This window comes from Mycoplasmopsis agassizii, from assembly GCF_002272945.1.
Taxonomy (GTDB): domain Bacteria; phylum Bacillota_I; class Bacilli_A; order Mycoplasmatales; family Metamycoplasmataceae; genus Mycoplasmopsis_B; species Mycoplasmopsis_B agassizii.
Map to the genome: position 1 here is coordinate 572,132 of NZ_NQMN01000001.1, position 14,954 is coordinate 587,085.

General features: G+C 28.0%; 15 protein-coding genes and 1 pseudogene. 4 read left to right on the plus strand and 12 right to left on the minus strand.

Going from position 1 to position 14,954, the window contains the following annotated elements:
* Positions 1–19: 19 nt before the first annotated feature.
* From CJF60_RS02325 to CJF60_RS02380, 12 genes are all read right to left on the minus strand, one after another.
* Complete coding sequence (locus CJF60_RS02325; RefSeq protein ID WP_084232366.1) at positions 20–1,144, minus strand: YhjD/YihY/BrkB family envelope integrity protein; 1,125 nt, start codon at positions 1,142–1,144, stop codon at positions 20–22.
* Positions 1,145–1,393: 249 nt separating this feature from the next.
* Positions 1,394–2,515: a YhjD/YihY/BrkB family envelope integrity protein gene (locus CJF60_RS02330; RefSeq protein WP_084232365.1), complete on the minus strand. Its 1,122-nt coding sequence runs from the start codon at positions 2,513–2,515 to the stop codon at positions 1,394–1,396.
* A 2-nt stretch (positions 2,516–2,517) separates the two neighbouring features.
* Positions 2,518–3,942: an Asp-tRNA(Asn)/Glu-tRNA(Gln) amidotransferase subunit GatB gene (gene gatB / locus CJF60_RS02335; RefSeq protein ID WP_084232364.1), complete on the minus strand. Its 1,425-nt coding sequence runs from the start codon at positions 3,940–3,942 to the stop codon at positions 2,518–2,520.
* A complete protein-coding gene (locus tag CJF60_RS02340) occupies positions 3,935–5,263 on the minus strand; it encodes an amidase family protein (RefSeq protein WP_084232363.1) in 1,329 nt (442 codons plus the stop codon). Before CJF60_RS02340 ends, gatB begins: the two co-directional genes overlap by 8 nt.
* The gene (locus CJF60_RS02345; protein ID WP_084232362.1) at positions 5,253–5,564 is read right to left on the minus strand and encodes a hypothetical protein; all 312 of its coding nucleotides are present in this window, start codon (positions 5,562–5,564) and stop codon (positions 5,253–5,255) included. The genes CJF60_RS02340 and CJF60_RS02345 overlap by 11 nt, the downstream gene beginning before the upstream one ends.
* A 10-nt stretch (positions 5,565–5,574) precedes the next feature.
* Positions 5,575–6,429, minus strand: coding sequence for an RluA family pseudouridine synthase (locus tag CJF60_RS02350; protein WP_084232361.1), 855 nt, complete (start codon positions 6,427–6,429; stop codon positions 5,575–5,577).
* Positions 6,429–7,040 (minus strand): SMC-Scp complex subunit ScpB, encoded by a 612-nt coding sequence (scpB, locus tag CJF60_RS02355; RefSeq protein WP_084232360.1) that lies wholly within the window; start codon positions 7,038–7,040, stop codon positions 6,429–6,431. Before scpB ends, CJF60_RS02350 begins: the two co-directional genes overlap by 1 nt.
* Complete coding sequence (locus CJF60_RS02360; RefSeq protein ID WP_084232359.1) at positions 7,024–7,782, minus strand: segregation/condensation protein A; 759 nt, start codon at positions 7,780–7,782, stop codon at positions 7,024–7,026. The genes scpB and CJF60_RS02360 overlap by 17 nt, the downstream gene beginning before the upstream one ends.
* A complete protein-coding gene (locus tag CJF60_RS02365; protein ID WP_084232358.1) occupies positions 7,775–8,527 on the minus strand; it encodes a lysophospholipid acyltransferase family protein in 753 nt (250 codons plus the stop codon). The genes CJF60_RS02360 and CJF60_RS02365 overlap by 8 nt, the downstream gene beginning before the upstream one ends.
* A 1-nt stretch (position 8,528) precedes the next feature.
* Entirely contained in the window at positions 8,529–8,825 is a 297-nt protein-coding gene (locus tag CJF60_RS02370) for a holo-ACP synthase (RefSeq protein ID WP_084232377.1), read from the minus strand.
* 169 nt (positions 8,826–8,994) lie between these two features.
* Positions 8,995–10,380, minus strand: coding sequence for a M17 family metallopeptidase (locus CJF60_RS02375; RefSeq protein ID WP_084232357.1), 1,386 nt, complete (start codon positions 10,378–10,380; stop codon positions 8,995–8,997).
* Positions 10,380–11,759 (minus strand): M17 family metallopeptidase, encoded by a 1,380-nt coding sequence (locus CJF60_RS02380; protein WP_084232356.1) that lies wholly within the window; start codon positions 11,757–11,759, stop codon positions 10,380–10,382. The genes CJF60_RS02375 and CJF60_RS02380 overlap by 1 nt, the downstream gene beginning before the upstream one ends.
* Before the next feature lie 236 nt (positions 11,760–11,995).
* On the opposite strand from CJF60_RS02380, the gene ftsY reads away from it, so the two are divergent.
* From ftsY to CJF60_RS02400, 4 genes and pseudogenes are all read left to right on the plus strand, one after another.
* Complete coding sequence (gene ftsY / locus CJF60_RS02385) at positions 11,996–13,138, plus strand: signal recognition particle-docking protein FtsY (RefSeq protein WP_084232355.1); 1,143 nt, start codon at positions 11,996–11,998, stop codon at positions 13,136–13,138.
* A gap of 105 nt (positions 13,139–13,243) precedes the next feature.
* A pseudogene (locus CJF60_RS05435) lies at positions 13,244–13,501 on the plus strand (sigma factor-like helix-turn-helix DNA-binding protein); the annotation flags it as partial.
* 99 nt (positions 13,502–13,600) lie between these two features.
* On the plus strand, positions 13,601–14,323 hold the full coding sequence (gene pyrH, locus CJF60_RS02395; protein ID WP_095279134.1) for a UMP kinase: 723 nt from the start codon (positions 13,601–13,603) through the stop codon (positions 14,321–14,323).
* A gap of 1 nt (position 14,324) precedes the next feature.
* On the plus strand, positions 14,325–14,882 hold the full coding sequence (locus CJF60_RS02400; protein ID WP_095279126.1) for a ribosome-recycling factor: 558 nt from the start codon (positions 14,325–14,327) through the stop codon (positions 14,880–14,882).
* The last annotated feature ends 72 nt before the right edge of the window (positions 14,883–14,954 follow it).

Consider the following 14,954-nt stretch of genomic DNA (forward strand, 5'->3'; position numbering starts at 1 on the left):
AAAAAATCCCATATGGGACTTACAAAGAAAAATTCTTTTTATTAGTATATTTGCTAACTGTTCTAAGCGAATGAAATGTTTTATAATAAGCTTCATTTGCAAGCACTCCTGCATATAAAAAATAAGAGAAGAATAAAACAAAAGTACCTGCGAAAAAAATAACAGCCATAAATGATAAGACATTAAAAGAACTTGTTCTTACAATTGCTTGGAATATTAAAGTTAAAATTCAGATAGGAATTAAGGCAACAAAAATACCTGGTTGAATATGTGAAAATCTTAGTTTAAATTTAGGGGCAAATTTAAATAAGAATAAAAGCATCAAGTAATAAAAAACAGCTGTTGTCGGCATAAAGGTTAAATAAAAAATTGCTTCATAAGCAGGTCCATCATATAACCTGTCCATTTGACTAATGAAAACTACATAACCATTTAAAAATAAATTAAGCTTGAAAATTATGACAATAATTATGAACATTCCTTTAAGCCGGTTAATCAATATATTACCGTAATTATCATGCTCATAAATATAAGACATTGAATATATTAGTCTTGAATATCCGCTTGATGAAATTCAGATTAAAGATAAAATTAAAAGAAGAATTGTTCAAGGACCACCTGGAGCATTTTGGAGAATAGCAGAAATAGATAAATGAGTAATGCTTACATCTCCAGGGAAAATAGAATTAATAGTTCTACTTAAACCAGGGATGACTCTGTCATAAATATTATTTAATAAAATCTCTCCATATCCTTCAATTAAATTTACAAATAACGTGACTATGAGAACAACAGGTACAAAGGATAGCAATAGATAAAATGAGGTTGCTAAAGGAACAAACGTAAAATCACGTGAACTAAGTTTTGAATAAGTACGATCTATTAGTTCTGAACGTTTTTGTTTGTTTTTGATTTTTGTTTTAGAAACAAAGATACCTAATGAAACTAAAATAATTAATTTAACTATTCTTTCTTTTACATTAAAACCACGGTTAATATTATTAATTACTTTACGATCAACTCATGATTTTTTCAAGAAAGAAAATAAACTTTTTTTGTCAAGATCTCCATAACGTGGTGTGCCATAATTTGATCATCCACTGTTAATTTGTTTTCTTTTTCTTCACTTTTTTAATCAATTCATTATTAATCACCAAGTTTTTATTTTAACAACTTTTTATAATTTTAACTATTTATTATTAAATATCTTTTACGGTAGTTATTATTTAATAAATAAAAAATTTATAAGTATATTTTTTTATAAATATTATGAAAATAATGTTTAGAAATTAAAGAATGTAAATAAAATCAGATAATTAGAAAACGAAAAATCTGCGATACTAATTTTTAGATCAACTTTTGAATATATTTAAATAAAAAAGTCCCTAAGGACTTAAATAGAAAAATTTTTTCAGTTAGTATATTTGCTAACGGTTCTCAGTGAATAAAATGTTTTATAATAAGCTTCATTTGCAAGCACGCCTGCATATAAAAAATAAGAGAAAAATAAAAGAAAGGTGCTAGCAAAAAATATAACAGAAATAAATGATAATAAATTGAACGAGCTGGTTCTAACAATGGCTTGAAATACTAAAGTTAAAATCCAAATAGGGATTAGTGCAACAAAAATACCTGGTTGAATATGTGATAATCTCAATTTAAATTTAGGTGCAAATTTAAATAAGAACAATAATAAAACATAGTAAAACAACGCAGTTATTGGCATGAAAGTAAAATAGAAAATTGCCTCATAAGCTGAACCATCATATAGTTCATCTATTTTGCTAACAAAAACTACATAAGCCTCCATGAATAACGTAAGTAACAAAATTATCACAATGATTATAAAAATTCCCTTGATGCGATTCATTAAGATATTACCGTAATTATCATGCTCATATATATAAGACATTGAATATATTAATTTTGAATAACCTGCTGAAGCTACCCAAGTTAATGCTAGCATTAGAAAAATTATCGAAATAGCGCTTGCAGAAGACTTTTCAAAAACGACAGAAATGGACAGATTAGTAATGTCTGCATTTCCAAAAAGCGACCTAATTGTATTGCTTAAACCAGGGATTACTCTGTCATAAATATTATTTAATAAAATATTACCATAGCCCCCGATTAAATTAACGAGCAAAGTGACAGCAATAGTCACGGGTACGAAGGAAAGTAATAAATAGAATGATGTAGCTAAAGGCACAAATGAAAACTCACGTGAACTAAGTTTTGAATAAGTACGATCTATTAGCTCTGAACGTTTTTGTTTGTTTTTTATTTTACTTTTAGAAACAAAAATACTTAGAGAAATTAAAATAATTAATTTGACAATTCTTTCTTTTAAATTAAATCCACGGTTAATATTATTAATTACTTTACGATCAACTCATGATTTTTTGAAGAAAGAAAAAAATCCCTTTTTATCAGGATCTCCATAACGTGGAGTACCGTAGTTGGATCATCCTTTATTAATTTGTTTACGTTTTCTTCACTTTTTTCATCACTTCATAATTACTTACCAAATTTTAGTCTTAATAACTTTTCAAGAATTTTATTGCTAATTATTGGATGAGCCTGAGTAGATGTTTTTTTCATTAATAAACCGAGAAGTAATTTATTGACTTTCTCTGGTTTTTCTAAATATTCATTAACAACTTTTTCATTCTCCTGCATTAATTCTAGTAAATATGATTCAAGAATTTGCTCATCTTTAATTAAAAAGTAATTATTACTTTTAATAATTTCATCTAGATTATCTGTATTATTAACTAATAAAGGAACAATTGCTTTAAAGTGTTTTGCAGATATTTCTTCGTTATTTAGCCTTTTTAAAAGGTCCTCAAAAACAGTTATTTTGATACCTAAATCAACAACGTGTTTTTGTGTTTTGTTAGCAAGTGAAACAACTTCAGAAAAAAATAAATTCGCTAATTTATCTCTTTCTGTGTATTTTATATTGTCAAAATAAGTTGCTAATTTTAAATCATTGACAAGTGCAGTAATTTGAATTTGATTTAATTTTTCTTGTTCATATCTTGCTTGTTTTTCTCAAGGTAATTCATTGATTTTAATATTATCAATTGTGCTCTGAGAAATTTTGATAGTTGGAATATTTGGATCTCTAAAATAGCGATAGTCAATTGCATCGCTTTTTGCTCTCATAGTAATAACTTCTTGTTTTGATTCATCAAAACGTTTTGTAACTTGATCGACAGTCTTATTTTCTAAATAAGTTTTAGTTTGATTTTGAATTTCTAGATCAATTGCTTTTTTTACATTACTTAAAGAATTTAAATTCTTAATTTCTACTCTGTTACCATAACCTTGATATCCATAAGGTCTTAAACTAATATTGATATCTGCTCTTAAACCACCACGATCCATTCTTGCTTCAGAAATATCTAAAGCAAGTGCAATCTTACGAATTGTATCAATATAAGCAATTGCTTCATCAGCACTTCTGATAATTGGTTTAGTTACAATTTCAATTAAAGGTACACCTGAGCGATTAAAATCGTGCAGAATTTTTGTATCAGTAATTGTCTGTTTTGCAGTATCTTCTTCTAAATGAAATCTTTCAATTTCAATATTTTTTTCTTGACCATTAACATTAATTAATAATGATCCATTTTGTGCAATTGGATGAAATTGTTGTGTAATTTGATAACCCTTTGGTAAGTCTGGATAGAAATAATTTTTTCTATCAAATCTGACAAGTGGATCAATTTCCATTTTTAACGCTTTTGCTAATTTAATTGCTTTAACAATTGCTTGCTTATTTACAAGTGGCAAAGTTCCAGGATAAGCTAAATCAATTGGGTGAACATTTGTGTTTGGCTCATCATTAAATCTATTAGGTGCAGGTGAAAACATTTTTGTTTTTGTGTTTAATTCAATATGAATTTCAACACCAATTATTACTTCAAAATTACTCACTTTTTGCTCCTAAAAATTCTTCAAAATATAACGCAATATTTAATAGTTTTTGATCTTCTTTTAGTTTAGTATCAATTGCTAAACCTACTGGTAAATTATTAACTTTGATTCAAGGAATTACAATTGAAGGAACACCTGATAAATTAGCATTTGTAAGAATTCATTGCATAAAATTTGGCTTCTTATTTTCGCCTTCAATTAATGGTGCAACATCATCTGAAGCAGGGTAAACAAAAGCATCATAATCTTTTAATTTTGAACTCATATATTCAGTAATTTTTTGTCTCATTTTTTGAGCATTATAAAAGACATCATTAATATGATCTACACTTAAAAATAGACTTCCTAAAGTTAATCTTCTTTGAACCATTTCACCAAAAAAATCACTACGAGAATTTGTAACAATTTCTTCTCAATTTTTTCCTTTAGTTTTATTTCCAAATTGTAAACCTTTAATGTTAGCTAAATTACTTGTTGCTTCAGAATACGAAAGAACATCATAAACTGTCTTAATATGATTTAAAAGTTCTTCATCTAAATCTAAAAAATCAACTTCTATATTTTCTTTTTTTAGTTTTTCAGATAGTTCTAAATAATTATTTTTAATGTCTTTTTGTAAATAATTTAAATTGCCTAAAAAGCCCAATTTTAGGGGCTTTTGAAAACTAATTTGCTCATCTAAATCAACCCTAATTGAGGTCATATCTTTATTATCTTTTTTAAATAAAACTTTAGATAAAACAAAAGCATCATTTACATTATGAGTAAAATATGCAACTGTATCCATGCTTGACGCATAAGCAAAAAGACCATAACGAGACACTGCTCCATAAGTTGGTTTAAAACCTACAAAACCATTATAACCTGCAGGATTACGAACGCTATCTCCTGTATCTGATCCAATGCTAAAAGCAACATTATAATACATTGAAGCAACAGATCCTGATGAAGAACCACCAATGATTCTTTTATCATCTTGAGGGTGTTTAATTATTCCGTATCCACTGAATAATCCACTACCACCTAAACCAAATTCATCAGCATGAACTTTAGCAACTAAAGAAGCACCTTGATTAATTAAAAGGTCATAAATTTCTGCATTATAAAAAGGTTTAAAACCTTTCAAAGTTTGACTACTTGATTGCGTAATATATTCAGCAGTTGCATAGTTATCCTTTAATGTAAAAACAGCTTTTTCTAGTAAGCCTGATTTTAAATTTTTTTCATTTTTTGCAAGTGCTGAAACAACATTATTTTGATCATCTTTTAATGATTTATATGCCTTATCAAAATCACCTAAAACTGTTAAATTATTCTTCATCATTTTGTCCTTTTGGAAGAACTAAAAAACCATTTTCATGGTCATATGCATTTTCAAAAACTTGTTCTTTTTTTAATAAATTAGAAGTTTCAATTTCATCTTCTCTTAAATCTTCAAAACTAATTTCAGGTGCTAATAATTCTTGCTTTCTTGGAAAATCAGAAATATCATCTGCCATGTTTTCTAGATTATTAAAAATCTCATCATATTCAATCATGATGGATTTTAAAGTTTTATCATTTGTTTTAAAATGAGCAACATGTGCTGTATGTTGTAAAATTTTACTGCTATCTTTTTTCATTTTTACCTTGTTATCATTTTGGAAAATCTATAAATTCCAAATCATTTAAATATTCTAATTCATCTTTTAAATCATGGAATTTAATTAAGTGTGAATGTAAATAAACACGCTTATCTTTTTTACCACCATAATTTACATCACCAAAAATTGGGTAACCAAGTTTTGATAATGTAACTCTAATTTGGTGTTTTCTACCTGTTACTAATTCAGCATAATGATGTGGTGCTTTATCATATAAAATGGTAGTTGCTTCTTTAGTGTTACCTTTTGCTTCATTAAATAATTCAGCTCGCTGTCTTTCAGGATTATAAAAATGGTGAAATGTAACTGTCTTAATTTCACCTTCTTCTAAGAAAGGAATGTTTGATTTATAAAGATAAACTTTTTTAATATTTTCTTGTTGTTTTAAAGTTCTTAAAGCGTTATAACTTTTGGCATAACAAACTAGACCTGTTGTTTTTTTGTCCAAACGACCGATTGATGAAGGCACAAAACTATCTATCTTGACAAATTTTAAATATTTTAAAACTTGATTATCAAGTGAATTGGTGCTATCGTGCATGTCTACGTTATAAGGCTTATTAACAATTAAAATATTTTCATCTTCAAAAATAACGTTGAATTTAACTTCAACGTTTTTGATAAAGGCTTGTCTTTTTTTACCTGCTTCAATGCCATAGATTAAAATTAAATCGCCTTCAGAAACTGAAAGTTTTTTATCATTAGTTCTAATGCCATTGACTTTAATATCTTTTTCACGAAAGAGTTTTTCAATTCGTGAAATTGGAACATTATTTAAATATTCTTTAACAACTTTAAAAAGAATTCTGCCTTGATCATTTGAGGTTGCATTAATCGTAAACACTATTCTTCTCTTTGAGATTGATATAGTGAGAAATTGCTTTCTTGAGTATTATCCATCTCAACATCTAAAAATTCAAATTCTTGTAAACGTGGTAAATCGTGTAATGATTTAATTTTAAAATAATCATAAAAACGATTTGTTACACCATATAAAATTGGATTACCTGGAGTTGAAGCAATTCCGACTTCTTCAATTAATCCTTTTACTAATAAAGTATTAAAAACTTGATCAGAAGAAACCCCTCTAATTTCAGATACTAATGAGCGAGTAACTGGTTGTTTGTAAGCCACAATTCCCACTGTTTCTAAAGCTGCTTTTGATAATTTTTGAGCATTGTTAAAACTCACAAGTTTACCAATATAATCTTTCATGCTTTCTGCTGTAGCGATTTTAAAAACTTCATTAAATTCAAAAACTTTTGTTCCTAAATTTAAAGCGTTATATTGTTCTTTAAAATCTCTTAATAATTTTAAGGCTTCTTTTGTGTTGAATTGATCTTCATCATCAGTTGTTGAATCAAAGTTTAAAACTTTTTTTACTTGTTCAACTGACACACCTTCTTCACCCTGTACATAGGCAAGAGCCTCGATAATTCTACTGTAGTTGTTCATATGCTTCTCCTTTTGAAATGTAGATTTTTCCAAATTGTTCATCTTGTCTTAGAACAATTTCTTGTCTTCTAGATAAATCTAGAACAGCCATTAAAGTAATTACAAAATGACTTAATGAAGGTAAATTAAAAATTTCTTCAAAAGTTAATTCACCTTTTTCTAAAAATAATTTCTTAATATAAATTATTTGATCAGATGGTGTTAATTTGAAATTTTCAAATTTTGCTTGTCTTAATTTAACTGCAAAATTTCTTTCAAACATCTGTCTTAAAACAATTGCAATTTGCACTGGAGATGAATGCCCATCTAATAAGGTTTCATCTTTTTCTAATTCAAATTCTTGAATGTTATCTTGCTTTTTAATAAAGATTGCTTTACGATTAATTTCTTTTAATTTTAAGTCTTCAATCACTTCTTGAAAGGCTTTATATTCAGCTAATCTTTGAAGAATTTTTTGGCGATCAATTTCGACTTCTTCAGGTAGATCTTTAGGGTTTAAAATTAAGGCTGCTTTAATTTGTAAAAGTGTTGCAGCCATTAATAAATAATCACTTGCAAGGTCAATTTGTTGCTCTTGTAAATTATGAATAATTGCTAAATATTGTTCAGCTAATTCAATTAAATTTATTTCTTGAATATCTACTTTTTTATCTTTAACAAGTGAAAAAAGTAGATCAAGCGAACCACTATAATTTCCTATATCAAAAACATATTCAGTTGGTTTTTCTAATTCGTTACTCATGTTTGTCTCCTGTAATAAAGTTTGAAACAATTACTGCTCTAGTGTTTTTCATTAAGTCATCATCACTTAGAGTCATGATGGCATCACTGCGAATTGGTTTTGCAAAAATTATTTCAACTGTGGCTTTTTTATTCTTTGCATCAAGCCCAACATTACTATAATTTATAGTCGTTGGGATGATTGGTAATAAGTTCATTTTTGCGATTCTAAAAGCACCTTTTTTAAACTCACCTATTTGTCCATCTTTGCTGCGCGTTCCTTCTGGAAAGATGACTCCAATTTTTCTTTCTGATTTAATCATTTCTCCAAATGCTTTAACCTTTTTTCAAGCATCTAAATACTTGTCACGATCGATGAATTGTCCGTCTAATAATTTAACTGAATTTCTGATTAAAGATTTTCTTTGTAATTCAATTTTTGAAACAAAAGAAACTAAATTATGATCAACTGATTTATCATGAGTATCTTTCATCATTGCTTTTAAAATTGCTAAGACATCAACATTATTAACGTGATTTGCAATAATCAAAGATGGTGCTTTAACTAGGTTTTCCTTGCCTTTGATGACGACATTAATATTATAAATTTTTAAAACTTTGCTTGCCGTTTTTAAAATTAAATCGTTGCGTTTTTGATTAGGTAAAGCATCAGGAAAACGTCGGTGTTTGCGAGCTGTTAGCGCAATTTTGATCATGCTAACTAAAATTCATGGTGAATAAAAAATTAACTTTAAGTATGGGGGCATATTACTCCTTTTTTAAGGCAATTGCGATCACATAATTATCTTCATGTGAAATTGAAATTGCAAACCCTGGAAATGTTCATTGCTTATTTTTTTTAACAAGTTCAATTTCTTTAAAAGAAAAATAATTGTTATCTGCTTTATAAATAGCTTCTTTGATTGCTCAAGTTCTTGCTAAAAATAAAGCTTGATTTTCACTGATTAAAAACGCTTCATATTCTGACTTAGATAAAATTCGCTGGGCGAATTTTAAACCAATATTTTCAAAGCGTTTTACATTTGTTAAATCAATGCCAAGCATATAAAAATTATACATTTTTTTAATTATTTAATAATGTATTAAATAAGAATTTAAATTCCTTTTTTGAGCAAAAAATTATTGAAAAATTTGAGTCATCTTTTTAATTTTAAGGATTTAAAAATTAAAAAATAGACAGTCATAAAACTGTCTATAAATTTAATATTTTGGCTTAACTAATTTTTAAATAGTTGTAAATTGTTTTAACCATGACACCAGTAAAATCATTTCCTTTTTTACCAGTACCTGCAATATCAATATGAATGTGTTTTACTTTTTTAGCAAATTCATGAACGAATAATGCTGCTGAAATTGAACCACCCATAAAGGTTGCATCTGAGTTAACTAAATCAGCTACGTTTGATTTTTTAGTGTCTTTGAAAAAGACATCATCAAGAGGTAATTCTCAAACCATTTCACGAATTTCTTTAGCTGCTTTAGCAAAGGTTTTTGATAGTGATTTTTCACTAGTGAAAAATCCTGTATAGGTATCACCTAGAGCAACTTTAATAGCACCTGTTAAAGTTGCTACATCAACAATTTCAGTTGCTTTTAATTCATCAATTGCATAAGTAATTGCATCTGCTAAAATTAAACGTCCTTCAGCATCTGTATTAGTAATTTCTACAGAAATTCCTGACTTAGAAACAACTACTGAATCAGGTAACATGGCATCATTAGCAAGGCGATTATCTGTTAAAGGTAACACTGCTGCAAAGTTTTTATTTAACTTCAATCTTGAAGCAGCAATTACTGAAAATAAAGCAATTGCTGAACCTGACATATCGTATTTCATGTTCTTAATGTAACCACTTGGTTTTAAGTTGTAACCACCACTATCGAAAGTAATTCCTTTACCAACAATTACTTGTTTTTCTTCTGATTCAGGATTACCTTTGTATTCAACTACGACAACACGTGGTTCATACATTGAACCTTGATTTACTGCTAATAAAAGGTTCATATCTTGTGCTTTAATTTCTGCTTTATCTAGAACTTTAACTTCTAAATTGTAACCTGCATTTTGTGCTCAAGTTTTGTATTGCTCTGCTAAATATTCACTATTTGCAACGTTAGGAGGTGTTTCTTGGAAGTTACGTGCATGGTGTCTAGCGTGAGATAAACGCACTGCTTCTGCATAAACATCATCTAAATTATCTTCTGTTTTAATTAATAAAGTAGGTTCATATTTATTTTCATTTGCAAGTGCTTTTTCATCTACTTTACGTTTTGATCATAACTTACCTTTTGAATAAGCATAAGTTAACACTGCTTCTTGATAAACATCAGTTAAACTAACTTCGTTAGTCACAAAAGAAGCAACATCAATTTGGTATTTACGGTTTAATGAAGAATATAGTTTTGAGAAGGTTTTTTCAAGTTTGAAAAAATCAAATTCTCCTCTTTTACCCACATATAAATAAGCGTTATTAGCTGCAAGAAATTCAGTAATAACACCTTCACGTTTAACAACTTTTGCAGGTAAATGATCATCTTCAAAAGCAGCAATTAATAAAACGTTTTCATCACGTTCTTTAGAATGTCTTTGTAAAATCATTAGTTAGCTCCTTTTGCTTTTAAGTAGTAAACTAAAGGTCGCAACATCGCTGCTGTACCTAAGTCACCTTTATCTGCTGTTCCTGCAATATCTAAATGCATAAATGAAACATTTTTAGCAAATTGTCTTAAGAAAATTGCTGCAGAGTTAGATCCACCTAGTCCTGAATAATCAGTGTTATATAAATCTGCAAGTTTTGAACCTTTCATGTTAATTAAGTAATTATCATGAAGTGGCATTCTTCAAACTTTTTCATGTGCTTTTTTGGTTGCTTTTGCAAGTAATTTATAATTTTCTGTATTTGAAGATCATACACCTGTGTATTCTCTACCAAATGTATAAAGAATTGCTCCAGTTAAAGTTGCAATGTCAATTACTTCAGTTGCTTTTTCTTTTTCAATTGCATAAGTTAAACCATCTGCTAAAACTAAACGACCTTCAGCATCTGTATTATTAATTTCAACAGTAATTCCACTCATTGAAGTTACGATTGAATCAGGTAATGAAGCATCGCCATTAATTCTATTATCAGTTAGCATCGCAACTGCAACAGCATTAACTTTAGCGTTAGTTTCACTTAGAGCCATGATTGTTGAACAAGCAATTGCTGCTCCTGACATGTCGAATTTCATCCCGTTCATGTACTTATCAGGTTTTAAGTTGTAACCACCACTATCGAAAGTAATTCCTTTACCTACAATGGCAATTTTTTCTTTTGATTCAGGGTTACCTAAGTAAGTTAAAACAACCACACGAGGTTCAAACATGCTCCCTTTATTTACTGATAAATAAAGACTCATGTTGTTTTTGATCGCTTCTTGGCGACCTAAAACTTTCACATCAACTTTTGCATGTTTTTGTGCTTCAGCCACAATTTGATCAGCAATTCATTCACTGTTAGCAATATTTGGTGGGAAGTTTTGCAATCTTTTTGTAAAGTTTTTTAAGTGTTTGAACTTTGCTCAAACTAATAATTTATCTTTGTAATCAGCAATATTTTTTAAATAAACTGAAGCCTTTACATAAGATTTTTTGAATAATGATTTAGCATTATAAATTTCTGTTCCATCATGATCAAGTGCTAAAAAGATTTCTTTTAATAATTCTTTTTCAGCATTTTCATCTTTTACATATGGAGTAAAACTTGCGATATCTACTTGAAAATCATAACGATTTTTAAGTAGATAAGCATGGACAAAATCAGCAACTTGTTTAGCTGTAGTTTTTTCTTTGTCACTTAAATATAAATAAGCAATATTTTCATCTAAATATTCTGTTACATAACCATCTGTTTCAACTAAATTAGTTTTCACTAGGTCATTTTTATAAGCAGCTTTTAGAACTAAATTTGCATTTAATTTATCTGAATATAATTCCATTTAATTTCTCTTTCTAAAGTTTTAAATAATTTTAAGATAATTTTAATTATATTAAATTTGCATTAATTTAGATTTATTTAATTGAAGGTTTTTCACTAGCAGAAATTAAGGATTAAAACAAGCAAAATTAACTGCTTTATGCTATCTTATTAATAAGAGTTTAAAAACTAAAATAAGACAATTTTAAAATCATTAAAATTGTCAATAATAAAATTAACTAACCAAAAGAGGTAACAGTGGGATTTTTTAAAAAATTAAAAGAAAAGATTTTTCGCATCAAAACTGATGATGAAAAAAAACTCGAAAAAGAAGATAAATTAGAAGAGAAAAAAGTTAAAAAATTAACTGAAGCAGAAACTAAAGAAATCAAAAAACTGCAAGAAGTTGAAGCTAAAATTGAACAAACTAAATTAATTGAAATTGAAAAAGCAACTAAAGTCGAAAAATTTGTTACGGGTTTAGCAAAATCAAATAGTAATTTTTCTAAAGCACTTTTAGATCTAAATGCTTCAACAATTAAAATTGATGAAGCTTATTTTGAAAGTTTAGAAGAGATTTTAATTATGTCAGATGTTAGTTTAAAACTAACTAATGTAATTATTCATGAAATAAAAGAAACAATCAAAAGACAAGGTATTAGTGATAAAAATCTAATTTCTGAAATTATTGTTGATAAGATGTTTTTACTTTATGCTAACCAAGATAATTTATCAACTGAATTAAATTTTCAAGATGGTCGTTTAAATGTTTTTATGATGGTCGGAGTTAATGGAAGTGGTAAAACAACTTCAATTGCTAAAATTGCTGCTAAATTTATTAAGCAAAATAAAAAGGTTTTAATTGCTGCTGCTGATACTTTTAGAGCAGCAGCAGCTGAGCAATTAAGTATTTGAGCAAAAAGGGTTGGCGCAGATATTGTAACTGCTAAAAAAGAAAATCAAGATCCTGCTTCAGTAGTTTATGAAACTTTAGAAAAAGCTAAAAAAGAAAATTATGACTTAGTTATTATTGATACTGCAGGGCGTTTACAAAATAAAGTTAACTTAATGAATGAGCTTGAAAAACTAAACCGTATAGTTGAAAAATTTATTGAACGTGAAATCGATGAAGCTCTTTTAGTGCTTGATGCAACAACTGGCCAAAACGGAATTAGTCAAGCAAAGGCGTTTAAAGAAGTAACGAAATTAAGTGGGATCATTTTAACTAAAATGGATGGAACCTCTAAAGGTGGAATTGTTTTAACAATTAAAGATGAATTTGATATTCATGTCAAATTCATTGGTGTTGGTGAAAAAATTGATGATTTAACAGAGTTTGATCTTGATAAATTTATCTATGCCATGGCGAAAGATGTGATTGAAACTAGTGATTTAACTTAAGAATTTTTACAAGCAAAACCTGCTTGTAATTTTTGATTTTAAAACAGTGGCTTTTTTGTAATTTTTAAACCTATTATGTATAAAATAAATAACAGTGGAGACTTGATGAAAACAGAAAATTCTAAATTATCAAAAACTAAAACTACTTTAGTCAGAAAAGATAGTAATTTTCAAGATGAAGATATTCAAAGAAGTCTTTTTGAAAAGTATCATAAGCTACTTTCAAAATCACAGCAGAATATCTTAACACTAATTTTATTTGAAGATTTTTCTTACTCAGAAGTTGCTGATGAATTAAATATTTCAAAAGCAGCAGTTGCTGATGCTTATAAAAAAGGCATTGCTAGGTTAATCGAAATTGAAACAGCAATTAAAGATAGTGAAGCAGTTTTTAATAGTAAACAGGAAAAAGAAAATCAAACATCAAGTAATCATCTAGATTCAAAAATAGGAAAGCATTTTATGTATAAGCGTATATTAATTAAATTATCTGGTGAAGCATTAGCCAATAAAGAACAGAGTTTGCAAATTGACTATAAATTAGTCAAAAAAATTGCCTTGCAACTTAAACAACTTGTTGATGAAGACATCCAGGTTTCAGTTGTCATAGGTGGAGGCAACTTCTGAAGGGGAGCAAGTGCTGAAAAAAACGGTATCCCACGTAACCGAGCTGATTATATTGGAATGTTAGCAACAGTTATGAATGCCTTGGCATTACAATCAGGTTTTGAACAGCAAGGATTAAAAGCACGTGTACAATCTTCTTTAAATATTGATTCACGTGTGGCTGAAAATTACATTAATGAAAAGTCAATTAAATATTTAGAAAATAATGAAATTGTAATTTTTGCAGGTGGTACAGGTAGGCCTTATTTTACAACTGATACAGCATCAACATTATTTGCAAGTGAGATTAAAGCAGATGCTATTTTAATGGGTAAAAATAATGTTGATGGAATTTATAGTGCAGACCCTAATATTGATAAAAGTGCAATTCACTATGACACCATTACTTATGATCAAGTTATTCGTGATAACTTAAAAGTAATGGACATAACTGCAATCAGCATGGCCCGAGATAATAATTTAGATCTAGTTGTTTTTAATTTACTAGAAGATGAATCAATTATTAAAGCAGTTAAGGGTGAAATAAAATTAACACGAGTTGTAAAGGATAAAAAATAAGATGTTTGATTTTGATGAACTTAATTTAGAAATCGAAATGGCTGCTGAAGAAAAAATAAAACATTTTGAAATTCAGCTTTCTAAAATTTCTACAGGAGCAGCTAATCCTGCTTTATTAAGAAATGTTAAAGTCATGTACTATGATGAATTAACACCACTTGAAACTATTGCTGCGATTTCAGTTCCTGAAGCAATGCAACTTTTAATTAAACCTTTTGATGTATCATCTACCAAAGATATTATGGTTGGTTTAAATAAAAGTGGTTTAGATATTAACCCTTCAAATGAAGGGGATAAAATCAGAATTACTTTTCAACCTTTAACTACACAAAGAAAAAAAGAACTAGCTAAAACTGTTCATAAATTTGCAGAAGAAGCAAAAATTGCAATTCGCTTAATTAGACAAAATGCAAATAATAAAATCACAAAAGCTGCAGATGTTTTAAGTAAAGATGTAGTTGAAGATTATAAAAATGATGTTCAACTTTTTACAGAAAAGATGACTGCTAAAATAAACCAAATTGCTGCTGAAAAAGAAGCACAATTAATGAAAGTTTAAACATTAAATATTATTTTTAAAAGTGACGATTATGCCGAGAAACAGGCACTTTTAGTTTACTTTTGAAAGTTG